Annotated in this window: 23 protein-coding genes; 8 read left to right on the plus strand and 15 right to left on the minus strand. The window is 65.1% G+C overall.

What is annotated here, in order from left to right; all coding sequences use genetic code 11:
* Positions 1-546: 546 nt before the first annotated feature.
* The 6 genes from ACYVLQ_RS01560 (at position 547) to ACYVLQ_RS01585 (ending at position 6761) form a co-directional block, all read left to right on the plus strand.
* Entirely contained in the window at positions 547-768 is a 222-nt protein-coding gene (locus ACYVLQ_RS01560; RefSeq protein WP_460695528.1) for an SAM-dependent methyltransferase, read from the plus strand.
* Positions 765-1028, plus strand: coding sequence for a hypothetical protein (locus tag ACYVLQ_RS01565; protein ID WP_460695529.1), 264 nt, complete (start codon positions 765-767; stop codon positions 1026-1028). Before ACYVLQ_RS01560 ends, ACYVLQ_RS01565 begins: the two co-directional genes overlap by 4 nt.
* 205 nt (positions 1029-1233) lie before the next feature.
* Positions 1234-2496 carry a LeuA family protein gene (locus tag ACYVLQ_RS01570; protein WP_460695530.1) on the plus strand — a complete coding sequence of 421 codons (1263 nt, stop codon included), beginning with the start codon at positions 1234-1236 and terminating at the stop codon, positions 2494-2496.
* A 37-nt stretch (positions 2497-2533) separates the two neighbouring features.
* A complete protein-coding gene (locus ACYVLQ_RS01575; RefSeq protein ID WP_460695531.1) occupies positions 2534-4474 on the plus strand; it encodes an aconitase family protein in 1941 nt (646 codons plus the stop codon).
* Between the two features lie 8 nt (positions 4475-4482).
* On the plus strand, positions 4483-5532 hold the full coding sequence (locus ACYVLQ_RS01580) for an isocitrate/isopropylmalate dehydrogenase family protein (RefSeq protein WP_460695532.1): 1050 nt from the start codon (positions 4483-4485) through the stop codon (positions 5530-5532).
* A gap of 53 nt (positions 5533-5585) precedes the next feature.
* Positions 5586-6761, plus strand: coding sequence for an aminotransferase-like domain-containing protein (locus ACYVLQ_RS01585; RefSeq protein ID WP_460695533.1), 1176 nt, complete (start codon positions 5586-5588; stop codon positions 6759-6761).
* Between the two features lie 114 nt (positions 6762-6875).
* On the opposite strand, the gene ACYVLQ_RS01590 is transcribed toward ACYVLQ_RS01585, so the two are convergent.
* From ACYVLQ_RS01590 to ACYVLQ_RS01645, 12 genes are all read right to left on the minus strand, one after another.
* The gene (locus ACYVLQ_RS01590) at positions 6876-8174 is read right to left on the minus strand and encodes an aminotransferase-like domain-containing protein (RefSeq protein WP_460695534.1); all 1299 of its coding nucleotides are present in this window, start codon (positions 8172-8174) and stop codon (positions 6876-6878) included.
* The gene (locus ACYVLQ_RS01595) at positions 8158-9519 is read right to left on the minus strand and encodes an enoyl-CoA hydratase/isomerase family protein (RefSeq protein WP_460695535.1); all 1362 of its coding nucleotides are present in this window, start codon (positions 9517-9519) and stop codon (positions 8158-8160) included. Before ACYVLQ_RS01595 ends, ACYVLQ_RS01590 begins: the two co-directional genes overlap by 17 nt.
* Positions 9512-10105 carry an enoyl-CoA-hydratase DpgB gene (gene dpgB, locus ACYVLQ_RS01600; RefSeq protein ID WP_460695536.1) on the minus strand — a complete coding sequence of 198 codons (594 nt, stop codon included), beginning with the start codon at positions 10103-10105 and terminating at the stop codon, positions 9512-9514. Before dpgB ends, ACYVLQ_RS01595 begins: the two co-directional genes overlap by 8 nt.
* A 113-nt stretch (positions 10106-10218) precedes the next feature.
* Positions 10219-11277, minus strand: coding sequence for a 3,5-dihydroxyphenylacetyl-CoA synthase DpgA (dpgA, locus tag ACYVLQ_RS01605; protein ID WP_460695537.1), 1059 nt, complete (start codon positions 11275-11277; stop codon positions 10219-10221).
* Positions 11278-11339: 62 nt separating this feature from the next.
* Positions 11340-11522: a hypothetical protein gene (locus ACYVLQ_RS01610; protein ID WP_460695538.1), complete on the minus strand. Its 183-nt coding sequence runs from the start codon at positions 11520-11522 to the stop codon at positions 11340-11342.
* Between the two features lie 60 nt (positions 11523-11582).
* On the minus strand, positions 11583-12392 hold the full coding sequence (dpgD, locus tag ACYVLQ_RS01615) for an enoyl-CoA-hydratase DpgD (RefSeq protein ID WP_460695539.1): 810 nt from the start codon (positions 12390-12392) through the stop codon (positions 11583-11585).
* Between the two features lie 394 nt (positions 12393-12786).
* Positions 12787-16683, minus strand: a complete 3897-nt coding sequence (locus ACYVLQ_RS01620) for a type I polyketide synthase (protein WP_460695540.1) — start codon at positions 16681-16683, stop codon at positions 12787-12789.
* A 166-nt stretch (positions 16684-16849) separates the two neighbouring features.
* Complete coding sequence (locus ACYVLQ_RS01625; protein WP_460695541.1) at positions 16850-17065, minus strand: hypothetical protein; 216 nt, start codon at positions 17063-17065, stop codon at positions 16850-16852.
* Positions 17066-17257: 192 nt separating this feature from the next.
* Positions 17258-17599, minus strand: a complete 342-nt coding sequence (locus ACYVLQ_RS01630; protein WP_460695542.1) for a cupin domain-containing protein — start codon at positions 17597-17599, stop codon at positions 17258-17260.
* Positions 17600-17625: 26 nt separating this feature from the next.
* Positions 17626-17898: a putative quinol monooxygenase gene (locus ACYVLQ_RS01635; protein WP_460695543.1), complete on the minus strand. Its 273-nt coding sequence runs from the start codon at positions 17896-17898 to the stop codon at positions 17626-17628.
* 309 nt (positions 17899-18207) lie between these two features.
* The gene (locus ACYVLQ_RS01640) at positions 18208-19047 is read right to left on the minus strand and encodes an alpha/beta fold hydrolase (RefSeq protein WP_460695544.1); all 840 of its coding nucleotides are present in this window, start codon (positions 19045-19047) and stop codon (positions 18208-18210) included.
* A gap of 249 nt (positions 19048-19296) precedes the next feature.
* Positions 19297-19773, minus strand: a complete 477-nt coding sequence (locus ACYVLQ_RS01645) for a helix-turn-helix domain-containing protein (protein WP_460695545.1) — start codon at positions 19771-19773, stop codon at positions 19297-19299.
* Between ACYVLQ_RS01645 and ACYVLQ_RS01650 the strand changes: the two genes are divergently transcribed.
* A complete protein-coding gene (locus ACYVLQ_RS01650; RefSeq protein WP_460695546.1) occupies positions 19751-20509 on the plus strand; it encodes a methyltransferase domain-containing protein in 759 nt (252 codons plus the stop codon). The genes ACYVLQ_RS01645 and ACYVLQ_RS01650 overlap by 23 nt on opposite strands.
* 248 nt (positions 20510-20757) lie before the next feature.
* Positions 20758-21225, plus strand: a complete 468-nt coding sequence (locus tag ACYVLQ_RS01655; RefSeq protein WP_460695547.1) for a hypothetical protein — start codon at positions 20758-20760, stop codon at positions 21223-21225.
* Positions 21226-21336: 111 nt separating this feature from the next.
* Here ACYVLQ_RS01655 and acs read toward each other — a convergent pair whose 3' ends face one another.
* The 3 genes from acs to ACYVLQ_RS01670 all read right to left on the minus strand — a co-directional run bounded on the left by acs (position 21337) and on the right by ACYVLQ_RS01670 (position 25376).
* Positions 21337-23265, minus strand: coding sequence for an acetate--CoA ligase (acs, locus tag ACYVLQ_RS01660; protein WP_460695604.1), 1929 nt, complete (start codon positions 23263-23265; stop codon positions 21337-21339).
* Between the two features lie 129 nt (positions 23266-23394).
* Positions 23395-25023: a solute symporter family protein gene (locus ACYVLQ_RS01665; RefSeq protein WP_460695548.1), complete on the minus strand. Its 1629-nt coding sequence runs from the start codon at positions 25021-25023 to the stop codon at positions 23395-23397.
* The gene (locus tag ACYVLQ_RS01670; RefSeq protein WP_460695549.1) at positions 25020-25376 is read right to left on the minus strand and encodes a DUF485 domain-containing protein; all 357 of its coding nucleotides are present in this window, start codon (positions 25374-25376) and stop codon (positions 25020-25022) included. Before ACYVLQ_RS01670 ends, ACYVLQ_RS01665 begins: the two co-directional genes overlap by 4 nt.
* Between the last annotated feature and the right edge of the window lie 149 nt (positions 25377-25525).

Below are 25525 nucleotides of genomic sequence, written 5' to 3' on the forward strand. Positions count from 1 at the left end.
CCGCTGGTTGCCGGGCGGGCCACCGAGATGACTGGCTGCCAAGGTGATTGGTGCTAGCCGAGGACGATAACCCGAGCGGAACACGTGGACAACGTGGGTGTGCTCGAGGCTGGGAAGCAGCGCGTCGACAGTCTGCGGGGCGGGTTTCTCACTGTCGGGAAGGTTGGCGCACGCTCGACCTGGATGATCCACGCGGGGTATCCATCATTCGGACGATCGCGAAACAGCCATGATCCAGCACATTTCCCAACGGCGCGCATTCGACTACCTGCGCGGCCACGTAACCTGCACGGTTTTCGCATCTCTCGGGATGGCCCAGCGCGACATCGTCATTCGCGAGGACGGTGACCGATACGTGCTCACCGAGGCCGGCCGTCAGTTGTACGCCGACCGCGGTTATCTGATCTGGCTGTCCGGTGGCTACGGCGATGCACTGCATCATTATGGCGACTCGTTGGTCGGCAAGCGGACGTTCGGTTCGGACATCGATCGGGACGTGCGGTGGGTCGCGGTCGGCACCGCGCTGGCACATTTCCTGATCGCGGCGTGTCAGGCCAGTGGCGGCCGCGGGTCGGGGTGGACATCAGCCCGGCCGCATGCGCCGAGGCTCTCCGGGAGGTGGCCGAGGCCGGGCTGGCCGACCGCATCACTATTCACAAGGCCGACGGGGTCGAGGTCGCCACAACTCCGCTGCTGGAGTCGGTACAACTGGTCGTGACGCTCTTTTCCTGCACGAAGTCCTGGAGCACGGCTACGACGTGCTGGTGAACTATCTGCGCGGGCTCTGCGAACGGCTGCCTGCCGGCGCGCACATGCTCACCGCCGAGGAGATCCCGCCCGCGACCGAACAGAATGTGGCCGAGGTGCTGACACCGGAGTACTCGCTCACCCAGGCACTCATGGCGCAGTCGCTGCTCACCGCGGACGGCTGGCGAAAAGCCTTCAGCGAGGCGGGGTTCGAGGTGGTCCGGTTGGTGCCGCCGAATCTGCCGGACTGCCAGCTGATCCTGGTGCGCAAGCCGATCTGACCAGTCGTGGCCGACATTGTGGCTCATCAAGCGGCGTCGGCCGATTCGCCGCCTGGCCTTTCTCAGCAGCGGGAATGGCACTGCACGATCGCGTGAATTGCCTGACTACGCTGGACATCTCACGTAATCGTTGGCGGAGCTGGTCATCCTGGTCGGGAGGTTGGTCTGCCGGGGATCAGTTCCGGGAGGCTGGGTGTGCGGACCGATGTACAATCTTATCCGTAACTCCGACGGTGTCGACATCGGAAAAGACACCTGGTCCACTTGGAATGCGCCGGCAATGGCCAGTGCGTGGAACAGCAGGGGCCGTAAACCATTTTTCGACGAAACGCTCCGTGATGGGCTACAGGCACCCAACGTGCGGAATCCGACATTAGCGCAGAAGCTCACCCTGGTCGACCATACCGTCGCAGTGGGTATCGGAGCCGCCGACCTCGGCTTTCCCGGTGCCGGTGGCGACGCTCTGAAAGAATGCATCGAGATCGCGAGACATATCGAAGCTAATGGCTACGATATGATCCAGGGCTACGCCGGGCGTACGCACGTCGCAGACGTCGGTGCAATCTGCGAGGTAGCGCAGGCAGCCGGTGTGTCGGTCGACGCCTACATATTCATCGGAGTCAGCCCCATTCGTCAGGATATCGAGGGTTGGGATATCGGTTCCATCCGGCGCAATATTCAGAATTCGGTGCGGATTTGTTGCCAGGACGGAGTAAATGTCGTTCTTGTTCTAGAAGACACCGTTCGATGCCCGCCGCAGTTACTCCGGCAGATCTACGATATCGCGATCGACGTCGGGGTCCGGCGGGTGTGTTTGTGCGACACGGTCGGCGCCGCGCTGCCGAGCGGCACCGAGGCGCTTATCACATGGTCAACCCGTTACTTCGCCGAACATGAGCATCCGGCGGACTTCGAATGGCATGGGCACAACGATCGTGGGCTCGCCCTGGCCAATTCGCTCACCGCCCTGTCGGCGGGCTGTGTCCGGGTGCACGGCACCATCCTGGGGATCGGCGAGCGAACCGGCAACGCCTCGCTAGACCAGTTGATCGTGAACAGCCACCTGGACGAGGAGGCGGACTACGACCTCGCCGCGTTGCGGAAATACTGCGAGTACGCGTCCGAGGTGCTGGGCACCGCCATACCGCGCAACTATCCTGCGATGGGCAGCGATGTCTTCAAAACAAGCGCGGGTGTGCACGCAGCCGCGATCCTCAAGGCCCATACCAAAGGCGATCTGCTGGCCAAGGACACGGTGTATTCCAGCGTCCCGGCAAGCCTTTTCGGCCGGAGGCAAGAAGTCGTCATCGACTCCTCTTCTGGGGCCAGCAATGTTCGCTACTGGCTGGCCACGAACGGTGTCGGTGAAAACCCGGTTCTGGTCGCAGAGATCCTCCGGTACGCCAAGCGGAGCACTGCGCCACTGACCGATGAATTGATAAGGCAGATCATTGCGGAGACAGACTGAACAGGGCGCGAAATCGTTCCGACTGCACGGCAAAGTCTTGATCATCACCGATGACGCCGAGTTGGTGGCTGCGCAGCTGGCCGGTGACAGTCCGCTGAGCCCGCCGGAGCTTCTGCGAAAGCCGTTGCGCGACAATATCTCCACGGATGAGATGATTCCCGGTTGGTGCTGCTACTGGTACGACGACCAACTCGGTGATTTCGCCTATCTCGGCTTGCGTGAGCGCAAGGTTACCCGGGGAGCGGTGCGTGCGTTCGGCCCGCAGATCATCGTCAGCGGTGCGGCCAAGGGGTGCGGTTCGTCCCGTGAGCATGCCGCGCTCGCGGAGAAGTACGCGGGTGTCGAGCTGGTTTTCGCCCGCTCGTTCGAGCGCATCTACGAGCAGAACTGCCGCAACATCGGCATCGTAACGTGCACCGATTTCGCACTGCTCGATGCCATCCTCGCCGGTGAAACGCTGCCGCTCGAGCTGTTCACCGGCGGAGCCAACGAGATCGAAAGAGCCATCATCGATCTCGGCGGGCTCTTCGGTTTCAATCGCGCGAGCACCGCAGCCGGCGCCACGCCGATAGCGCCGCGGTTCGCCCCGCCTCGTCCGCTGAATGCGGTCGAGAAGGTGCTGCAGAGCCGGCTCTCACCGCGCAACAGCCAGTCGCCTGACAGTGCGGTCACCGTCGGTGAGTCGTATTTCGTGGCGACCGACATCCGTTTTTCGCACGAGTACGTGACGCCGATGGCCGCGGAGATGTTCACCCTGGAATTCGGAGCGGCGGCAAGCCCATTGCAACCCGAGACCTGTTACTACTTCCAGGATCATCTCTCTCTCGCCGAATCTGTACTGAGCCGTCGCGCCGACGGCGCGGATCTGATCGGGCGCGTCAACACATTGCGCAAGCGGCAGAAGGAGTTCGCCACAAGCAGCCGGGGCAACTTCATCGGACCAGGACAGTCCGGTGGCAGCCGGGCCATCTGCCATAACTACATCGTGGAGCATGTCGCCGAGCCCGGCGACGTGATCATCGGCACGGACAGCCATACCTGTACGGCCGGAGCGGTCGGCGCGTTCGCCTTCGGCGTCGGCGCGACGGACATAGCCAACGCGTGGTATACCCGCGAGATACTGGTCAAGGTCCCCGCGGTGATCAGGATTGAACTGCGGGGGCAATTGCGCCCAGGCGTATGCGCGAAAGACGTCATGCTCACGCTCCTCGCCCATGCACAGATCCGAGGCGGCCGGTCGCTGGGAAAGGTTCTGCTGTTCGGCGGCGACGGTGTCGCCGGGCTGAGCATCGACGAACGAGCGACACTGTGCAACATGGCGGTCGAGGCCAGCGCGATGACGGCACTGGTGGAGCCGGACGCCCGGACTCGTGAGTACCTGGCAGGGCGGCCGCGGCGCCGACGGACGGATTGTGGCGAGCTTGTCGTTTCCGACGTCGGCGCGAGGTATGCCGATGTCGTGGAACTCGCGCTCGATGCCATCGAGCCGATGGTGGCGCTCCCCGGCGACCCGCGTAACTCGGTTCCCCTGTCCTCGATTCGCGATGCGGTGCCCGTAGACAAGGTCTACGGCGGCTCGTGTACCGGGGGAAAGGCGCACGACATGGACATGTATGCCAGTGTTTTCGCACGAGCACGTGAGCACGGCGCATCTGTGCCCGCCGGCGTCCAGGCGTTCATCCAGGTCGGCAGCGAGGATGTCATGCGATATGTCACCGCTCGCGGCTATCTGGAGTTGTTCGCCGCTGTCGGGGTGACCGTGTTGCCGCCATCGTGCGGGGCTTGCATCAATGCCGGACCCGGAGTATCGGAAAGCTCCGCCGAGGTCACTGTGAGTGCCCAGAACCGAAACTTTCCCGGGCGCTCGGGGCCGGGGCAGGTGTATCTCGCGTCGCCATATGTGGTGGCCGCCACCGCGATAGCCGGACGGCTCAGCTCCGTCGCGGCGATGCTTGGGGAAGCGAGCGAAAACCGATGAGGCTCGCGGTGATTCCGGGCGACGGAATCGGTTCCGAGGTCATCCGCGCGGTGCTGCCGGTGCTTACCCTCCTCAACGAAGCCCGCGCACTGGGGATCGAGCACGACGTATTCGGTTGGGGTGCCGACGAATGGCTGGCGACAGGCGTCGGCTTACCGGACGGCGCTCTGGACTCGCTTGCCGCAGAGTATCACGCGATACTCCTGGGCGCGCTGGGTGATCCGCGGATTCCGGATATGGCGCACGGGCGCAGCATTCTGCTCGGACTACGTCGCGGACTCGACCTCTACGTGAATTACCGTCCGCTCGACTTGCCGACCGGCCGCATCGATCTGTTCCGCGAGAACACGCAGGGGCTCTACGTCGGAGTCGGCGGAACGATCACGCGCCGCGGCTCGGTCAGCGTCGCCATCGATGAGTGCGTCTATACCCAAGAGACAGTGGAGCGATTCGTTCGGTTCGGAATGCGGCGACTGGCCGACACCGGACGCACGAAGGTGACCCTGGTACACAAATCCAACGCCGTACCGAACACCGGACGTCTCTGGCAAGAGGTCTTCGAGACCGAAGCGGCGGCTTTCCCACAGCTGACGGCCGGGCAAGAGTACGTCGACTCGTTCTGCTACCACCTGGTCCGCGATCCGTCGCAGTACGAGGGCGTGCTGGCGCCGAATCTATTCGGCGACATCATCAGTGATATCGGCGCCGCACTGATGGGCGGCTTAGGTCTTGCGGCGAGCGCGAGTTTCTGCCCGGAGACCGGCTGCGCGTTGTTCGAGCCGGTGCACGGCAGTGCGCCGGACATAGCCGGTAAGGGGATCGCCAATCCTGTCGGGGCGGCGATGTCGCTCGCCATGGCCCTCGATCATATGGGCTACGGCAAAGAGGCTGTCCTCTTGCGTGATTCGGTCCTCCGAGTTGCCGCTACCAAGCGGGCGACGCCCGACCTAGGTGGGTGCGGCACCACCGAGAGCTGCATGGCCGCGGTGATCGATCTGCTCGGTGCCCAGCTCTGCGGCGATGCGGACCAGACGGACGGCCCCGCCACCACCACGTGACTCGAAGGCAACTCATGCACAGTCGTATCGCTCCCGCCACGGGATCCGGCCAGGTGGGAACCGCGAGCGCCATCGTCCGTGATTCGCTCGCGCTGACTTCGCGGCGGGATGTGATTTCCTTCGCCGGCGGGCTCCCGGCACCCGAACTGTTCGACGTCGATGGCATCAGGTCCGCCTACGAGCAGGTTTTGTCCGAAGCAGGTTCGCGCGTGTTGCAGTACTCGGTGACCGATGGCGATCCGGCACTGCGTGACGCCATCGCGCGGTTGCTCACCCGCGCCCAACTCCCCACGGTCGCAGACGATCTGCTGGTAACTACCGGGGCCCAGCAAGCCCTCTACGTGCTGGCGGCCGCATTACTGGAGCCCGCCGATGTCGTTCTCGTCGAGAACCCCGCCTACCTCGCGGCGCTGCAGGTGTTCCGCTCGATGCGCGCTCGGGTCGTCCCGGTACCAACCGACAGTGACGGCATGGTAGTCGAGGCGCTGCGGGAACTCGTCGCCGAACATCGGCCTCGCATGGTCTATGTAGTGCCGACTTTCCAGAATCCCACCGGTCATACCTTACCGGCCGACCGACGTGCCGCCGTTTCGCGAATCGCCGCCGCACATGGCATGTGGGTCGTGGAGGACGATCCATACGGAGAGTTACGGTTTCGCGGTGAACGGTTGCCGCTGCTCGCCTCTTACCCGGAGGCCGCCGACCGAACCATCTTGCTCGGCAGCTTGTCCAAGATCCTCGCGCCCGGGATGCGCCTAGGCTGGATGCGCGCGTCCGCCCCGGTGCGCACGGCGTGCGCGGTCGTCAAACAGGCGATCGACCTGCACAGCTCGACGATCGACCAGGCCGCCGCGGCGGCCTACCTCGCCACGAGCGATTTGGAGGCGCGGATCGCCCGCGCCCGTGTCCTCTACGGCGAACGCTGTGACGCGTTGCTGGATGCGCTCTCCCGGGCGCTCCCGCACGGCAGTAGTTGGAGCCGTCCGGACGGCGGGATGTTCCTATGGGTGCGGCTGCCCGACGGTGTCGACACCACCGCCCTCCTCCCTGCTGCCTTAGCCGAGCGGGTCGCCTATGTGCCCGGGGCTCCCTTTTACGCCGGCGCCGCTGATTCGTCGACACTTCGGATGTCGTTCAGCGCGCACAATCCCACAGAGATCCGGGAAGGAGTCGAGCGCTTGGCCGCCGTGCTCGGCGGTCGTCAGCGCGGTGGCCGCGACAGGTCATAGTGGGCCACGCAGTGACGACCGGTCCCGACTGTCTATGACTGCGGATCAGCCTGTGCGGCAGCGGAGTAGGACTCGCCGGCCATCCGTTCGCGCTCAGATGCCACACCCGGCCATTCACGTCGGACACCGGGGTGCGTGGGCTAGGACCTCGTTCTCGAGGAACACGATCAGCCGCGCGATCCCGCTACTGATGTGTGCTTCGTCGAGGTAGCTGCACGACAAGCGCAGTCGGTGGCTGCCGTTCCCGTCGAGAAAGAACTGGTCCATCGGTGTCCACAGCACGCCGTACCGGGACCCTGACCTCTCCAGGAGTGCGAGGTCGGCCCGCACCGGAAGGCGCATGATGACGAAGAATCCGCCGCTCGGTCGATTCCACTCGATCGTGGGCCAGCCGCGCGTGCCTGCGTCGAGCGCGGACAGCAGACAATCGAGATTGCGTTGGTACCGCGCGGCTTTCTGCCGGTTCTGCTCGGCTCGCGTGCGGCCGTCCGCGAGCAGCATGCCGCCGACGACCGCCTGCGCGAGCGGGGCTGTGTTGACGGTGACCATGCTCTTCAGTGCTGCGATCCCCGCGGCGAGCGATCCACCGCCGTCCACCTGCTGGCCTGCGATCACATATCCAACGCGAGCGCCGGGAAAACACGTCTTGGCGAACGTCCCGACGTGGATCACGCGTCCCTTCGTGTCCAGTGCCTTGAGCGGCGGCAACACCTCCTGTCCGAGAGCGGTGAACCCGTACGGGTTGTCTTCCAGGAGAACGAAGTCGGCGTGCTCGGCCAGTTCGATCAGCTGGCGCCGTGCCGCAACCGGCATCCGGCTCCCGCCAGGGTTGGCGAAATCGGGCGCCACGTAGCAGATCCGGATGGGCTGCCCGGAATATGCTGCAGCGGAGCATGTTTCGGCGAGCCGATCGATGTCGATGCCGTTCGATGATTCGGGAATCGGCACGACGGGCAGATCGAGTATCCGCGCCGCGCCGACGATGCCCGGATAGCACGGGTTGGCGACCGCCACCGCTGTCCGCGCCGACGTGGTGGACAACGCCCGCAGCACCAGAAACAGTGCCTCCTGGGCGCCGACGGTGATCACGATCTCGGACTGATCGGCGATGATGCCTTCGTCGTGCCGCAGCGTCTCAGCCACTATGTCGTTGATTATGCCGCGGCTCGGACCGTACTCGAACAGCAGTAACCTGGCCCTTTCTCGGCTGTAGCCTCGGTCTTGCCGCACATGCTCGAGAAAACGCTCGACATGACACTGTGGTTCGAGGTCGTCGAAGAACTCGGGATGCGGGGCTCCCGGCGCGAAGGAGATTGCCTCGGGATACCGGGACATGATCTCGTTGAGGAAGCTTACCGAGCCGAGCACGGGATCGCGGAGCGACTCGTGCAACACGCTACGTGCCAACTGCATGGTTGCCTCCCGCGCGCTCGCGCCTGCGCGATTCCTGCCAGCGTCGCTCCACGTTGGCCAGCACGTCGGCACTGTATGTGCGCTCCGCCTGAACTGTTGCGAATTCGGCCAGATAGCACCGGTACACGTCGACCGGTTCCTCCGCCAGTGTCAGCATCCGGCGATTGGCCACCACGGCGGGCTCGGACAGATCCGCTACCGCGGTCGTGATCGCGGCATCCATCCGCTCCGCAGCGACCACCTCGTCGCAGATCAGCGCTGCGTTCCGGTCGGTTGCCGCTACCCGCAGGCCGCCCAGAATGATTCGGCGCGCGAGTCGGCTGCCGACCGCCCGCGTCAGGCGCAGATTGGCGAGTCCGGGAACGATGCCCTCCTCGGCCGCCGGGAGGCTGAAGAACGCCCCTTCCTCGGCGATGACGCGATCCATGGCCAACAGCAATTGCATGCCTCCGCCGATGGCGAAGGCGTCGACGGCACCGATCCATGGCTTCTCCAGCGGGCCGGTAGCGGTCGAAGTACCGGCATCGTGCTCGGTGACGAGGCCGCGCATGATCTTGTTGATGAAGCCGAGCTCGCGACCGAGTACGAAGTCCACGAACGAGATTCCGCCGTTGCGCAGATCGGTGAGGTTCATTCCCGCACTGAACACGCGTTTGCCCTGGTATCGCGGCGAGCTGCTCGGCCCGCCGCGTAAGACGCCGACTTGGACGTCGTCGTCGAGCAGCGCGAGGTCCACGGCCGTCTCGGTGTCGGCGACGAGCTGATCGCTCTCCGCGTTGAGCGGATGTCCGCCACGAAACGTCAAATACGCGGCGTACCCGATCCGTTCGACGGCGACCGTCGGTAACTCGACCTTGCCGTCACACCGAAAGGTGTCGAGCAGATCGAGCGCTCCCATGGTCGGCCTGCGCATCGCATCGATGAGGTGGGCACCCGATCGCGGGGAACGCAGTATTGCCGCACAGAAGATCGCCTGGTCGGTCTCTCGTCCGTCGCGTTCGGCCTGAATGCGACCGCGCTCTTCGGCCATGCTGGCGGCGGTCGGCACCAGGCCTGGAAAACGCTCTGCCGCAGCACGGATCAGTTCAGGTAGGCGTCGATGACAGGTCAGCTGCGCGGTCAACGCGTCGTACACCGGATCCACGTATCTGGCCAGAAACGCTCGGCGCGCCGTCCTGGCGGCCGCGAATGCCTGATCCACCGAACGCTGCGCTTCAACGGAGCGCTGGGCTTTCGACGGAAAGCTGGCGATGACCGCCTCACAACCCGCGACGAACTCCGCCAGGCGGGTCGCATCGAGGTCGAGGTCGCCGACGAAATCTGGCGCAGACTTCGGCTTACCCATGGCGGCGCCTCAACTCGCGGTCACACGCGGCCAGATGGACGCCGAGCGCATCGTCGAATTCAGCGGAGACGGATTCGTGTATCAACTGCCTGCGGACTGCCAGTTCGGGCCCGGAAAGCCGACTCGCACCGAGGATTACCCGCTTGGCGACCGCCTCGGTATCGGCCGCCAGCTCATCGAGCACACCGAGTTCGAGTGCGTCGTTCGCATTGAGCGTCGCGCCGCGGATCATCAGTCGCCGGACAACGCCCTGGCCAACCTGTCGAACCAAACGGTAGAGCGCCATGCCCGGCCACAGGTGGCCGTCTCCCGTTGCGAACAGTAGTCGTGCCTCGGGGGTGCCGATCCGGTAGTCGGCGGCGAGCAGGATGTCCGACCCGGGGCCGCGGCACGTCGTTCGCACGACCGTCAGGGTCAGGGCATTCGATTGCTCGAGCCTACGGACCGCCCGCTCCCACCGCCGTACTTCTTGGATATCCGCCACATGGTAACCGGGCAGTTCAGCCTGAGTGGGATCGTCGAGGACGAAAAGCGCACTGGTCAAATGTGTTTCGGCAGCCAGCCGGGCCGTGACGGCGAGCAGCATTTCGGTGAGATCGCTCAATGATCTCGTCTGATCCAGTCGGACTGTCAATGTGGTCGCGTCGCCCGTTTCCGCCACAGATTGGATCACATCCACCCCGCACCTCGGTCTCTCCGTCACCACTGGATCAAGGCCATCTCTATCGAGGTCCCAGGGCCCATTGTCATCATTACGCCGAACTCTCCGGCCGTCGTGATGTTCTCCTCGCGAAACCGGTCGAGCGAGAACAAGAACGAACCGCTGGACAGATTGCCGTGATTACGCAGGACGGCGGTGGTGTGCCGCAGATCATATCGGGTCAATCCCAGGTTCACCCGGATGGAATCGATGACCTTTTTGCCGCCGGAATGCACGATCCAGTGCGCGATGTCGTGGCGCCGGAGGGCGAATGTATCGAGTAGGCGGGTCAGGCTCGGCTCTGCGTGCGCGCCGATCAGGTACGGGATATCCGGATCCAGATAGAAGCTGAACTTACCGTGACTGTCATCCCAGTCGTAACGCATCGCATGGATCGCTTCCGGAATCATCATGCTGGAGAATCCGAGAATAGAAGGCGCGGAAACGGTTTCATGGTCCGAGCGGGTCATGACCGCTGTTGCGGCGGCGCCGTCGCCGAAGAGGCTATTGACGACGGCGGACCGGAGGGTGCCGTCGTGCAGATAGGCGGCGGACGCCACCTCCACGCACACCAGCACGGCCAACTCGCTGGGATGTGCTCGGGACCAGGTGTTTACCGAGGCGAGTGCGTTGAGGCCGGCGTTGCAGCCCATGCCGACCACGTCCAGTCGGTGGCAATGTCGATCGAGTGGAAGGTCGTGAACGAGCCAGGCCGCCAAGCCGGGGGAGAGGAAGCCGGTGCTGGTCACGCAGCACAGGTGCCGGATATCGGCAGGTGTCGCACCGATCTTGCGTAAGCAGGCAAGGACTGCGTCACGCCCCAATGCGGTACCGATGGTCCGATGCTTGTCCAATAGTTGACGCTGCGTCTCTTCGGTGCGGCGGCCCGCGGTGCGCGGCAGCAGGGTCACATTGCGTCGTTCGATAGCGCCGTTGAGAAACAGTGAGCGCACACGTGGATCGGTGATGCCGAAGCTGTCCAGCAATTCTTGTTGAGAGTAGGAGGTCGGTGGGACTGCCGTTCCGACACCAAGAATTCGCGAGGCCATGGTGATCATATCCATTCTCGGGGAGCCCGGCTCGGGCACGATCGGACCCAGTGGATCGTCGCTCGCGGAGCCTAGCTCGATGTGTCGATTCCCGGTGGCGCGGCCTGCCCACGGTTGGGAACGGAATTGTCCCCGATGTTCTTGGCGTTCAACGGTTTCGCCACGCAGACCTGCTGCCCGACGCACTCGACAAGGTTGTCACCGGCGCTCCCGGACGTCCGCAGGATGCGCGGGAGCCGTTTCGAGTCCGCCATCTACCGACTCGGGGCCGGTTTCAGCCGAGATGGACCGGTGGTCCGGGCCGGCCTCGCTGGTCACCCCCGGGAGCCTTGATTGTTCTCCGGCGGTTCGCGCCAGCACGGCTCACGCTTTTCCCGGAAGGCACGTCGTCCTTCGATCGGATCCTGGCTGGCCGCGCGGCGTTCTTCCCAGCGATAGCGCGTGGCGAATGCGTCTGCCAGCGGCCTGCCCTCGGCCTTGACGGCAGCCTCCTTGATGGCGCGAACAGACAGCGGCGAGCACCGCGCGATATCGGTGGCCCAGCCGGCGACACACTCATCCAGTTCGTCCGGCGGCACGACGTCATTGATCAGCCCCAACTCGAACGCGCGCGGCGCGGCGAGCGACCGGCCACTGACGAGCAGTCCCAACGCGGTGTGCCATGGCAGCTGCCGAGACAGCCGGAATACGCCGCCCGCGCCGGGCACCAGACCGAGCGTCGCCTCTGGCAGTCCGAACATGGAGTCGGTGGCGGCGACGATGATGTCGCAGGCCAGCGCGAGCTCGAAGCCGCCGCCGAGAGCATATCCACGTACCTTGGCGATGATCGGTTTGGACAGCTCGAAGCGTTCGGTCAGTCGTGGCCAGCCCGGCTTTCCGTAGCTGCCGAAAGTGGTGGGCGCCTGTGCGCTCGACTCCTTCAAATCCTGGCCAACGGAAAACGCTCGGTCGCCCGCGCCGGACAGGACGGCCACGCGAGTTTCGTCATCGTCGTCGAAATCGTCCCAGACCACGCTCAATTCCTCGTGCATCTGGGAATTCATCGCATTCAGCACTTCGGGACGCTGCATCGTGATGTGCGCTACTCGACCGATCTTCTCGTAGCGGATGGCCTGGAAATCCATGGCCACATCATATGTCTGCGTCGAAGTCGTTGGCCCACAGCCGATCAGCTCAGCTAACCGATCATTTCGCGTCCGCCGCATGTGGCTGACGGCAATGCCCGCATAAGGATAATCGCTGGCGGTGGAGGTGATGCCGGCGCTTCGCGAGCCGGACGTCCTCGTCAGAGCCCGTGACTGGGTCGAGAAGACCGAGGAAGCACGCCCGCCGATCAGCCGTCGGCGGGCGTGCCAGAGTCCGAGGAGCTGAAGGCGCTGCGCCGCGAGGTTGCCGTATTGCGGAGGACCAACGACGCTTTGTGCGCCAGAACCCCTCTTCTGGCAAACCGGCTCCGAAGTGGCCCTTCTACCTGGCAGCCGACACCGGACCGCCCCGTTGGCGCATGCCCTGGGCGGTTCAACGTGTCAGCCATGATTCGACTGTGCTCGCGGTGAGGTCGGCGTGTTGTTCCAGCAGTGCGAAGTGGTTTCCGGGAACTGCGATGATGTCGTCGACGTCCGGGGGTGGGGCGATGCGATTGTCAGCTGGATGGTCGCTGGCTCGCAGTAGCAGCCTCGGTGTTGCGATCGACGGTGTCGGCGATGTTTCGAAGGCACGCACGTACCAGGCCGTGGTCACGAGTTCTCCGTTGCCGATGTCGATGAACTCCTGCGGTTCGGTGCGCAGGTGCGTGAACGCTGCGAGCGTTACCGCATCGAATTCGATGGTGCGGGCGAAGCTATCGAGCAGGACGACAGCGGCCGGGGCAGAACCGATGGTTTCCAGATGGGCCGCCACACTGTCGGCGATCCAGCCACCGGAGGAGAAACCGAGCACGACGAATGGTCTGCCCCGGGCGCAGTGGAGGACAGCCCGGGCCTGGATTTGTGTCAGCACATCCCAGCTGGCCGGGAGTGGCTCTCCGGCAGCGAATCCCGGATTCGGCACCACCCACAGTTCCCGCGTGTCCCGGAACGATGCGGCGAACCGCGCGTATTGGTGCGGCCCGGCCTGGACGACGAACGGACACAGACACACCAGTACCGGGACATCCGGGCCTTCGGTCAGCCGCAACGGTTTCGGAAGCGCCGTCGACTCGTCTACGCGGGTGAGGATCGGCCGCGCGGCGGCGGTGCGCAGCAACGCGTCCATATCCATCGTCAGATTCGTGGCGTCGACCGGTTGCGTCGCGGTCGGCTCCGAGCTTGCCTGCGCCGTGTCGGCGAGTACTGTGCTCAGGTGCCTGGCGAGCTCGATCGGAGACGGGTACCGGAAGACCAGCGCGGCCGGGAGTTCCAGTCCGGTGGCAGCGGCCACGTGTTTGCGCAACTGCATGGCCATCAGCGAATCGAAACCCATCTCCAGGAATGGCCGGGTGGGTTCCACCGTCGCATCCGCTCCAAAGCCGAGCACCGAAGCGCTCTCGGCGCAGAGGAACTCCAGCAATGTTTGTTCCTGCTCTACTGCCGACTGTCCGGTCAACGTGTCTATCAAATACGGCCGCCCGTCCGGCGTGTCCGCAGCGACTGTCGAAGCAGGCGTCGGCCAAGGCTGGCTGCGCGGTCGCCCAGCAGTGCCAGAGGTCGCTGCGTCCGGCAGCCAATACCGGCTGCGCTGGAACGGATAGGTCGGCAGATCGACGCGGCGGACCGGGATTCCGCGGAATGCCGCCGTCCAATCGACATCCACGCCCGCATCGAACAGCTCCGCCGCCGATTGGAAGAACCTTCGCAATCCCCCGTCATCGCGTCGCAGTGAGCTGCCGATCACCACATCGGTGGAGTCGGCAGTGATCGCGTCGATGGCCGCGACGAGCACCGGGTGTGGGCCGACTTCCAGAAATGCCTGGTGCCCGTGTGCCAGTGCAGCGCGCACGGCGGGTTCGAACAGTACGGTCCGGCGTGCGTTGCGGAACCAGTATTCGGCGTCCAGCCCCGCCGTGTCGGCTGTGTCGCCGGTTACTGTCGAATAGAACGCGACCTCCGACGATTCCGGGGCGATTGCGGCCAGGGATGTCAGGATGTCCGGGCGCAGCGCGTCGACTTGAGCGGAGTGCCCCGCGCCTTTAGCTCCGCGCACGGGCCGGACGCGGGCGCCGAGCGCCTCGAGTTCGGCGGTCAACTCGTCGAGCGCCGCGGATGTTCCCGAGACGGTGACCGCCATGGGTGCGTTGATCGCCGCCAACGACAGGTCGTCGCCAAACCGTGTCAGCCGTCGTTCGACCTCGGTGGCGGGGTAGAGGATCGACAGCATCCCTCCCCGGCCCTCCCCTTGGACCATCAATTGACTGCGCTGCGCAACGATCCGGACCGCGTCGTCGAGCGACAACCCGCCCGCAATGTGCGCGGCCGCGATCTCGCCCTGGGAATGCCCGATCACCCCGCCGGGAACCACGCCGTAGGAGATCCACAGCTTCGCCAGGGACACCATCACCGCGAACAGCACCGGTTGGAGCACGTCGGTCCGTTCCAGCGGCGGGGCGCCGGGGGCCCGGCGTAGCACGTCGGGCACCGACCAATCCACCCACCGCGCCAGCGCCCGGTCGCAGTCGGCCATCGCCGCAGCGAACACCGGTGACGACTTCAGCAACTCGAGTCCCATGCCCGCCCACTGGCCGCCTTGCCCTGGAAACACGAAAACCGGTCGACCGACATCGCGCGAAACAGCGCAAGCCCCTGTGAGTTCGGCAGCACCTTGTGCCACGGCGTCGGCCTGCTCGACCAATGCCGCGCGATCGGTCCCGAGCAGCACCGCCCGGTGTTCGAACAGTGACCGCGTCGCAACCAGCGACCAGCCGACATCCGTCGGATCGAGTGGCGAATCAGCCGATACCCATTCGCGCAATCGCGCCGCCTGCGCGCGCAGGGCCGCCGGGCTGCGAGCCGAAATCACCCACGGCACCACCGGCATTCGTGCCGCGTCGTCGTCATGGCGATCGTCGGCCACTTCGGGATCCGGGGGCGCGGACACGATGACATGCGCGTTCGTGCCGCTGAAACCGAAGGCCGACACCGCGCCGATCCGCTCCGAATTCCCGTCCCACACAACCGGTTCGGTCAGCAGCCGCACATTGCCGGACGACCAATCGACGCGCGAGGACGGCGCGTCAACATGTAATGTCGCAGGCAGCACGCCATGCCGGATCGCCATCACCAGCTTGATCAAACCGGCCAGCCCCGAAGCCGCCTGTGTATGAGCGATATTCGACTTCACCGACCCCAACCACAGCGGCCTGCCGTCGGCACGATCCTGTCCGTAGGTCGCCAGCAACGCGTGTGCCTCGATCGGGTCACCCAGCTTGGTGCCGGTGCCATGTGCCTCCACCACGTCGACCTCGGCGCCGCTCAACCGCGCATCCGCCAGCGCAGCACGAATAACCCGCTGCTGTGCTCGTCCGCTCGGCGCCGTCAAGCCGCGCGAAGCGCCATCCTGATTGATCGCGCTGCCGCGGATCACCGCCAGGACCGGATGCCCGTTGCGCTGAGCGTCGGACAGTCGTTCGAGCAGCACAGCGGCTACACCTTCACCCCACCCCAAACCGTCGGCTGCCTCCGCGAACGACTTGCACCGGCCGTCCGGAGCCGAAGTCGGCGCCGCGATCGAACTCGCCACAGTGAACGGCGAACTCACCACCGTGCCCGCCCCTGCTACGGCGAGATCGCACTCCCCCGAACGAACCGACCGAACCGCCTGATGCACCGCAACCAACCCCGACGAACAAGCGGTATCGATGGTGACTGCGGGCCCCTCCCACCCGAACAAGTACGACACCCGTCCGGATGTCACCGCCGTCGAGACACCAGTGGCGAGATGCAAGGCACTCTCGTCCGGCACCACGAAGCCCGGATGAAAGTAGCCTGGCCAATACGCCCCAACGAAAACACCGGTCGCCGTGCCCCGCAACGCTTCCGGCCGGATACCAGCGCGCTCCAGGACCTCCCAGGACACCTCGAGTATCAGCCGCTGCTGCGGGTCCATCACCAACGCCTCGCGCGGCGAGATGCCGAAGAATTCCGCATCGAAACCCGTTGCATCGGAAAGGAACCCCCCGTCCGGGAACGAAGGCAGCTGCAGATCATCCAGGCCCCAACCACGGTCCGCCGGGAAGGACCCCACCGCATCCGCACCGGCATCCACCAAACCCCACAACGCTTCCGGCGAATCCAGCCCACCCGCAAAGCGACACGCCATCGCCACAACTGCAACAGGTTCAGATGATCGCCGCTCCCCTTCTTCAAGTCGACGACGGGCATCCTCCAGCTCCGACGCCACCTCGTGCTGGCGCCGGACGGGGTCGTCCTCGGTGGTCGTCACGGATGTTCCTCTTCCGTTCAGCTCGAGCTCGCCACGGCACTACAGCACAACAGGCCCAGCAATCGGGCCAAAGCCATACAATATCCTGCAACAGGTTCCAGTGCATAGAAACATCGTGAAACCACGTTACGACACACGAACAGCCGGGATGTCAATTGCTTCTGTGTCAAGCCGCGATAGGAGTTTCGGCCGATTGGTGGTCGAGGTCGGCGATCATGGCGCGGTAAACGACGTCGGAGAGCCGGCGCTCGAGGATCCGGAGTGCTTCCATTCCGCCGTCGCCTTTGGCCTTTGCGCCGGGCCAGCAGATCCCGTGCCTCGGGGTGGCATCGATCGGGTCGGACTTGCCGTAGCTGCGTGCCGAATCGCGAGCGTGGGCCATCAATTTCGGTGGAACACGGACTAAACCGGATTCGTCTGTCGGGTGTCTGATCGAGGACCGGCGCGGCAGCTCGTGTGAGGTCGACGCCCGGGGTGGGGCCCGGCCCGCGACCGCATCGGTCAGTGACGCGGGGGAAGGTATCGGGCATCGGTTCGCGCACGATCTGGGCGAGATGGTCGATGACAGCCTCGATCAATGAGGGGGCACCGACACGCAAACCATTGTGGTGTCTTCGAGGGCCTTGACGCTCCCGGGCGTGTGTTCCGGAATGTGCACGAAGTCGCCTGCGATTACCGTCACGGCGTCGCTCTCATCGCCCACTTGTAGCGTTCCGTCGAGCACCACCCAGACCTCCGCGTAGGGGGCCGGCAGGTCGGCGCGGGCACCGGCGGATAGGAACGCCGTGTAGGCGCTCATCGACTCACCGGCCGTTTTGTCGAGAGCGGGGGCGATGAGGATTCGGTCGCCGAAGCGGACGGTGTCGGCGCCGATCTTCGAGCTGAACTTGCGGGCTCGCGAGGGTGTCATGGCCATGGCGGAACCTTTCTTCCACGTGGGGGTCAGGCGTCGAGCTCGGTCGCGAGGGTCGCGTGTACTGGCGGTGCCTGGAGCCCGAGTTGTTCTGCGATGGCGGGGATTTCGGGGTCTGCGAGGAACTTGTCGTAATCTTTTGCGTCCCAGTCGAAGACGCACCACACCCGGTGTGAGTCGTCAGGGTCTGGATAGACCCGGGCGCTTCGGCAGCCGTGCTCCTTCCGCTTCTGCGTACCGATGGTCTCGAAGACCTCGAGGAACCGATCGAGGTCGGTAACGCGGGCGATGGTGACGATCATTGTCTGCTCCTCAGCTCTCGAGGACGAACTCCGGTCAATGGACCGGGATCGTAGAACCTCTACTGTGGTTTAGGTCAAGTAGCGGCTGTAGCCGAGCCATCGAGAACAAAGTGCCGTGTAACGGTGGTTCCATGCGGTGTCGGGGGGATTTCCGTACGTTCGTCAGACCGGAGTGAACTGGGTTGGCTTGTGTTCCAGCGTCTTCGGATTGGCCCGCTCGAGCGGTGGAGGTCGCGCGAGACGATGGCAAGTATCGTGTGCGTTTTCCTCATCAATGTGCCGACGTCGAGCCCCGCGCTCGGGCGCGGCTCAGGGTTCGTTCGTCAGGAACGCGAGCAGGGTGCCGGTGAGTTCGGCGGGCCGGTCTTCGGGTAGCAGGTGACCCGCTGCCTCCATCACCTGCAGTTCCGCACCTGGGATCAGGTCGGCGAGTTCGCGGCCGCGTTCGACCGGTACCCATGTGTCGTCCGCGCCCCAGCACACGAGGACGGGGATCTCGATGGTGTGGTAGCCGCTGTGGATGCGATCGGTGTAGGTCTGATCCGCGCGGCGTTGGGTGAGCTGACGATAGAAAGCACCCTGTTCCTCGGCGCCGAGCCAGGGAGCAGTCAACGCGTCCAGTACTTCGGCGCGCAGTCCGGCAGAGCTGGCCGTGGCGACGTATTCGCGCAACAGCGCCCGGTGAAGCGGCGCCGGCAGGTGCTGAAATACCTCGGTGTGCTCCCCGACCAGCGCGAAGAACTCGCTCCCCCACGGCGGCAGGGAGACCGCATCGACGAGAGCCAAACGCCGGTAGGCCACATTGCGGTCGATATGCGCGCCGAGCGCGACCGCGCCACCGGAGTCGTGCGCGACGATATCCGGGCAAGGCAACCCCCAGTGCCCGAGCAACTCCAGGAATACCCCAGTCAACGCATCGAGGGAGAGATCCTGCCCCTCGAAACGGGCCGAAGAGCCATACCCGGGCATATCGAATACGTACACCGACCGGCGCACCGCCAACGCGGCGGCGATATCACGCCAGATGAACGACGAGAAGGGAGTCCCGTGAAGCAGAACCACGGGCGCCGCATCCGGATCACCTCGCCGCCCCCACCGGACCTCACCCAGTGAGCTTTCGAAGCTGTACTTCAGCATCCACTCTCGCACAGGTGTCACCTCTCTTCGAACGGTCGACCGTCACGGCCGATTCACCATCGCATGAAGACCACGGGAGGGTGATCTCCAGTGGATCCGGCCTTGGTCCGATGAGCCGGGCTCGATGGTTCGGCAGGAAGCCTGACCATGTCGGAGACACTCGAATCCGTAGTGGAATCGGCGGATCAGAAGAAGCGACAGCATCGGCTGACCGGGATCGACGACGGTCTCGAAGATTACCGGCAAGGCGCTCCCGGCGCGTCAACCGCTTTGGCAGGGTTGCTCGGTATCGATCTGTTCGGCGATCGCCGCCTGGAAATTCGGGCATTTCAGGAAATCGTCGTGATCACAACCCAGCACACGCTCGATCAGGTCCAGGGCCGCCTGCGCCTCGGCAATGCGACGGGACAGGATCGTGTGATGGCGGCGCAGGACGCTACGCCGCGCCACCGGATCCAGTGCAGACAGCATCTTCCGTATCTCGTCCAGCGTGAAACCCGCCGACTTTGCCCGCAGGATGAGCGCCACTCGGTACAGATCCTCGGGACCATAACGCCGCCGCGAACCCTCAGCACGGGCCGGTGTCAGCAGACCCTCGGATTCCCAGTGCCGCAATACATGCGTCGCCAGGTCGAAGCGCTCCGCCACCTGCCCGATCGTCATTACCTCGGCAACGCTTGACTTCATGTAACCATTAAGTCGCACCATCGTGGGTATGGCCACCAATACCGAAGGCATCGAAGCCCTGCGCGCCGTCCTCGACCAGGTCGACGCCTTGCCCGGCGCGGCCGAACTGCGCGAATACTCCTACGAACTCCTCCGTGTGCGGCCAGGCGAACTGGTCGTGGACGTTGGCTGCGGTGCGGGCCGCGCCGTCGCCGAACTGGCCGAGCGCGGCGCTCAGGGCCTGGGGATAGACCTGAACGAACAGATGATCGCCGTCGCGCGATCGCGCTGGCCCGGCAACGATTTCCGTGTCGGCGACGCCTGCGAGCTACCACTCGCCGACGGCGTGGCCGCTGGGTACCGAGCGGACAAGGTTTTGCACGATCTCACTGATCCGGCGCGAGCCGTCCGTGAAGCGCGCCGAGTGCTCGCACCCGGCGGCCGTCTCGTGCTCATGGGCCAGGACTGGGACACTCTCGTGATCGACTCCGACGACCCCGAACTCACCCGCCGAATCGTGCACGCCCGCGCCGATACCATCGCCAGCCCACGCAGCGCCCGCCGCTATAGAAACATGCTGCTCGACACAGAGTTCACCGACGTCACCGTTGACGTGCGAACAGGCGTCTTCACCGACACGGCCTTGCTGGCGCTGCCGACCGGAATCGCCGAGGCCGCCTACGCCGCCGGCGTAGCCCCGCGCGACCACATCGATGCCTGGATCGCCGAGCAGGCCGATCGAGCAGAGACAGGCAGACTGTTCCTGGCGGTACCGATATTCGTCGTGGCAGCCACTCGCTCAAAGTAGAGCTGTTGAGACGAGGTACGTGTCCCGTCCTACGGTCACTGGCGGTACCGACGACACCACCACGCGGCTCCAGTGCTGCTTCGACGACTGCGATCTGTAGCGTCTCAGCCAGGTCCTCACAGCGCGGAAACCTGGCATTATCGAAACTCGACACGTGGCTACGAGACTCGTTCTTGGAATTCCTAACGCTTCGGGCGCGGCCGGGGAAGGATGAGGCCCAGCGCCTGGTTGGCATTGCCCTGAGCCAGATGGGCATTCATGAGATCACCGATCGGTTGGCTGTGGGAGCGGGTGGGCCGGGTATCCATGTCTTGCCGCGCATCGTCTCACTCGTCTCCGTCATCCGCCAGCTCGTCAAGGAGGTCGGCGGCGTCGCGGTTCCCGCTCGCTGCCAGCCTCCTCAGTTCCTCGACGTCTTCGCGCTCCGATGCCAGCTGGACGAGTTCGTCGGTCGCGTCACGATTCCCCGCCGCCGCGAGCAGTTTCAGCTGCGCAATGTCTCCGCGTTCGGCGGCGAGTTGGACGAGTTCGTCGGTCGCATCGGAGTTTCCCGCGTTCGCGAGTCGCTGAAGCTCAGCCATGTCGCCGCGCTCGACAGCCACTTCGATCAGTTGGGAAACGGCATCGGCATCGCCCGCAGTAGCTCGGTTGCGCAGGTCAGACGGATCAGAATCAGTCATGGCGCCAACGATAGCGGGGATCGCATGGCGCAGTGAACGGTTGGCGAGCAGGACGGTGCTGAGCGGGTCGAGGTAGGCCGCGATTAGCTGGCGGGTGCTGCGGGAGATCGTGGTGATTCCCCGCGCAGGAACGATTCGATCCCGTGTTTATCGGCCCGCTTTGCGGGTTCGGATGGTTTCGAAGATGTTGGGGTCGACGAGGGTGGAGGTGTCGCCGGGTTCGCGGCCTTCGGCGATGTCGCGGAGGAGGCGGCGCATGATTTTGCCGGAGCGGGTTTTGGGGAGTTCGGGGACGGTGTGGATTTCGCGGGGTCGGGCGATGGGGGAGATTTCGCGGGAGACTTCGGCTTTGAGTTGGTCGATGAGGTGTTGGCCGGTGTGGGTGGCTTGGCTGGTGAGGATGACGAAGGCGACGATGCTTTGGCCGGTGGTGGGGTCGGTGGCGCCGACGACGGCGGCTTCGGCGACGTCGTGGTGGCCGACGAGGGCGGATTCGACTTCGGCGGTGGAGATGCGGTGGCCGGAGATGTTCATGACGTCGTCGATGCGGCCGAGGATCCAGAGGTCGCCGTCGGTGTCGAGTTTGGCGCCGTCGCCGGCGAAGTACCAGCCGTGGGTGGCGTAGCGGTCCCAGTAGGTGGTTTTGTAGCGGTGGGGGTCGCCCCAGATGCCGCGCAGCATGGAGGGCCAGGGCTGGTCGAGGACCAGGTAGCCGTTGGCTTCGGTCTCGCCGAGCTGCACCGGATTGCCTTGTTCGTCGACGACTTTCGCGGAGATGCCGGGTAGGGGGGTCATGGCGGCGCCGGGTTTGGTGGCGGTGACGCCGGGCAGGGGGGAGATCATGATGGCGCCGGTTTCGGTTTGCCACCAGGTGTCCACGATGGGGGTGGTGTTGCTGCCGATGACTTCGCGGTACCAGCGCCAGGCTTCGGGGTTGATGGGTTCGCCGACGGAGCCGAGGAGGCGGATGCTGGACAGGTCGTGGGCGGCGGGGATGTCGCGGCCCCATTTCATGAATGTGCGTATGAGGGTGGGGGCGGTGTAATAGATGGTGACGCCGTATTTTTCGATGATCTGCCAGTGTCGGTGTTCGTCGGGGTGGTTCGGGGTGCCTTCGTAGATGACTTGGGTGGCGCGGTTGGACAGTGGCCCGTACACGATGTAGGAGTGTCCGGTGACCCAGCCGATGTCGGCGGTGCACCAGTACACGTCTCGGCCGGGTTTGTGGTCGAACACGGTGTGGTGGGTGTAGGAGGTTTGGGTGAGGTAGCCGCCGGAGGTGTGCAGGATGCCTTTGGGTTTGCCGGTGGTGCCGGAGGTGTAGAGGATGTACAGCGGATGCTCGGCATCGAACGCTTGTGCCTCGTGCTCGGGTGATGCATGCGACACGGTCTCGTGCCACCACAGGTCCCGACCCGCGGTCCACGGCACTTCGATCTCGGTGCGCCGCACCACGAGGACGTGCTCGACGCTGTGTCCGCTGGTGGACAGTGCCTCGTCCACGGCCTGTTTCAGCGGCGCGGCGGTGCCGCGTCGCCATTGTCCGTCGGTGGTGATCACCAGGCGTGCTTCGGCGTCGTCGACGCGTTGGCGCAGGGCGGAGGGGGAGAAGCCGGCGAACACCACCGAATGCGTGAGCCCGAGTCGCGCGCAGGCGAGCATGGACACGATGGCTTCGGGCACCATCGGCATGTAGAGGGCGACGCGGTCGCCGGTTTCCAGGCCCAGTTCGGTGAGATAGTTCGCGGCGCGGGACACTTCGGCCAGCAGGTCGCTGTAGGTGATGTCGCGGGAGTCGCCGGGCTCGCCTTCCCAGTGGATGGCGATCTGGTCGCCGTGGCCGTCGAGTACGTGCCGGTCCACGCAGTTGTAGGCGACGTTCAACTTCCCGTCGGCGAACCAGCGCGCGAACGGTGCGTCGTCCCAGTCCAGGACGCGGGTGAAGGGCTGATGCCAATACAGGCGGCGGGCCTGCTCGGCCCAGAACGCGTCCCGGTCGGCGGCGGCCCGATCGTACAGCGACGCATCGGCATTGGCAGCGGCGGCGAACTCCGCACTCGGCGGATGGGAGGTCACCGTGAGTGTGGTTGCCGCGGAATCGAAGTCGTTCCCGTCACGGTCGATGGCTGCGCCAGGCAAAGTGCGGCTCCTATCCAAAGTTGTTGGTGTGCAAGGCGGTCCATGCACCGTCGCGGGTCCAGACCGTCAGTGCGCGACGGCCTTCTCGGCCCCGACTCCGGTGAGGGATCTGACCTCCATCTCGGCGGCCTTGCTCGGTTCGTCGTCCTTGCCGAGCAGGGTGCCGACGATGCCGAGCGCGAATGCCAGTGGGATGGAGACGATTCCGGGGTTGGACAGGGGGAACCAGTCGAAGTCGGCGCCGGGGATCATCGAGGATTTCGTTCCCGACACCGCGGGAGAGAACACGATGAGCACGATGGTGGAGACGAGCCCGCCGTACATGCTCCACAGCGCGCCGGTGGTGTTGAAACGCCGCCAGAACAGCGAATACACGATAGTGGGGAGATTCGCCGCCGCGGCGACCGCGAAGGCCAGCGCCACCAGGAAGGCGATGTTCTGGCCGTTGGCGAGAATGCCGAGGCCGATCGACAACACCCCGATCACGATGGCGGTGATCCGGGATACCCGCACCTGTTTGATCTCGTCGACCTTGCCGCGCTTGATGACTCCCGCGTAGATGTCGTGCGCGAATGAGGTCGCGGCGGTGATGGTCAGACCGGCGACCACGGCGAGGATGGTGGCGAAGGCGACCGCGGAGATGACGCCGAGCAGGATCACCCCGCCCAGTTCGAACGCCAGCAGGGGCGCGGCCGAGTTCTGCCCACCGGCTGCGGCGAGGATCCGGTCGGGTCCGACGATGGCGGCGGCGCCGTAGCCGAGTACCAGGGTGAACAGGTAGAACGCGCCGATCAGTCCGATCGCCCACACGACTGATCGGCGCGCCTCCTTCGCGGTCGGCACGGTGTAGAACCTCATCAGGACATGCGGCAGACCCGCGGTGCCCAATACCAGTGCCATACCGAGAGAGACGAAGTTCAGCTGGGAGGTGGCGCTGCCGCCGTACTGCGCTCCCGGGGCGAGCACGTCACGTGACGCCACCGCCTTGTTCGACGAGCCGGAGACCGCGTCCTGGGCCGAGCGCAGGATGCCGGAGAAGTCGAATCCGAACTTCGTGAAGACCATGGCGGTCATCAGAGCCGCGCCGGCGATCAGCAGGACGGCCTTGATGATCTGTACCCAGGTGGTGCCCTTCATCCCGCCGACCAGCACGTACACGATCATGAGCACGCCGACCACGGCGATGACGACGGATTGCCCTGTCTTGCTGGAGATGTCGAGCAGCAGCGCGACCAGGCCCCCGGCGCCCGCCATCTGGGCGAGCAGGTAGAACAGCGACACCGCGAGCGTGGTCAGAGCGGCTGCGGTGCGTACCGGCCCCTGCCTCAGCCGGAAGCTCAGCACATCGGCCATGGTGAATTTGCCGGTGTTCCTGAGCATTTCGGCGACCAGCAACAGGGCCACCAGCCAGGCCACCAGGAATCCGATGGAGTACAGGAACCCGTCGTAGCCGTACACCGCGATGGCCCCGGCGATGCCGAGAAAGCTTGCGGCGGAGAGGTAGTCACCGGCGATGGCGATGCCGTTCTGCGGGCCGGAGAAGCCCCGGCCGCCGGTGAAGTAGTCGGCGGCCGTGCGGGTGTTGCGGCTGGCCCGGATGACCACGACCATGGTGACCGCCACGAAGCCGCAGAAGATCGCGATATTCGCGGCCGGATTGCCGACCGCGGCGGCGGCGAGGTACGTCTCGTTCACGCTCGCCCTCCTTCGAGCTGTTCGCGAATGGCGGCCGCGCGCGGGTCGAGGTGCCTGCCCGCGAACCGGACGTAGAGCCCGGTGATCGCGAAGGTGGACACGAATTGCGCCAGGCCGAGCAGTAATCCGATATTGATATCACCGAACACCGCGGTGGCCATGAAGTCGTGCGCGTAGGCGCCGAGCAGCACGTAGGCGAGATACCAGAGCAGGAACAGTGCGGTCATCGGGAATACGAAGCGGCGCAACCGGTTCCGGAGTTCCTGAAACTGCGGGCTCGCTTGCATGGTCTCGAATTCTTCGGCACTCGGCATCCGCTGCGGCGGCGCGGCGGAGGTGTCGATGTCGGTCATCGGTCGTCCTAGCATGTGACGGGGCTTACTGTCCTCGACGCTAACCAGCCGACCGGGCAGCCGTATCGGTGTGGCGGCGGTCACTCGGTGAAGGTGGCCGACTGTGCGGTGAGCGGTCGGCTGGGCGCGACGAACGGCCACGGCGGGAT

The organism is Nocardia thraciensis (genome assembly GCF_054782435.1).

What these genes read in the sequence shown, in the direction of transcription:
- ACYVLQ_RS01570 (WP_460695530.1), top strand. Translation starts at nt 1,234, where the DNA reads ATGTACAATCTTATCCGTAACTCCGACGGTGTCGACATCGGAAAAGAC.
- ACYVLQ_RS01590 (WP_460695534.1), bottom strand. Translation starts at nt 8,174, where the DNA reads ATGCAGTTGGCACGTAGCGTGTTGCACGAGTCGCTCCGCGATCCCGTG.
- ACYVLQ_RS01595 (WP_460695535.1), bottom strand. Translation starts at nt 9,519, where the DNA reads ATGGGTAAGCCGAAGTCTGCGCCAGATTTCGTCGGCGACCTCGACCTC.
- dpgB (WP_460695536.1), bottom strand. Translation starts at nt 10,105, where the DNA reads ATGCTGCTCGCCGTCACGGCCCGGCTGGCTGCCGAAACACATTTGACC.
- dpgA (WP_460695537.1), bottom strand. Translation starts at nt 11,277, where the DNA reads ATGATCACCATGGCCTCGCGAATTCTTGGTGTCGGAACGGCAGTCCCA.
- ACYVLQ_RS01610 (WP_460695538.1), bottom strand. Translation starts at nt 11,522, where the DNA reads ATGGCGGACTCGAAACGGCTCCCGCGCATCCTGCGGACGTCCGGGAGC.
- dpgD (WP_460695539.1), bottom strand. Translation starts at nt 12,392, where the DNA reads ATGGATTTCCAGGCCATCCGCTACGAGAAGATCGGTCGAGTAGCGCAC.
- ACYVLQ_RS01625 (WP_460695541.1), bottom strand. Translation starts at nt 17,065, where the DNA reads ATGGCCCACGCTCGCGATTCGGCACGCAGCTACGGCAAGTCCGACCCG.
- ACYVLQ_RS01630 (WP_460695542.1), bottom strand. Translation starts at nt 17,599, where the DNA reads ATGGCCATGACACCCTCGCGAGCCCGCAAGTTCAGCTCGAAGATCGGC.
- ACYVLQ_RS01635 (WP_460695543.1), bottom strand. Translation starts at nt 17,898, where the DNA reads ATGATCGTCACCATCGCCCGCGTTACCGACCTCGATCGGTTCCTCGAG.
- ACYVLQ_RS01650 (WP_460695546.1), top strand. Translation starts at nt 19,751, where the DNA reads ATGGCCACCAATACCGAAGGCATCGAAGCCCTGCGCGCCGTCCTCGAC.
- ACYVLQ_RS01645 (WP_460695545.1), bottom strand. Translation starts at nt 19,773, where the DNA reads ATGCCTTCGGTATTGGTGGCCATACCCACGATGGTGCGACTTAATGGT.
- ACYVLQ_RS01655 (WP_460695547.1), top strand. Translation starts at nt 20,758, where the DNA reads ATGGGCATTCATGAGATCACCGATCGGTTGGCTGTGGGAGCGGGTGGG.
- ACYVLQ_RS01670 (WP_460695549.1), bottom strand. Translation starts at nt 25,376, where the DNA reads ATGACCGACATCGACACCTCCGCCGCGCCGCCGCAGCGGATGCCGAGT.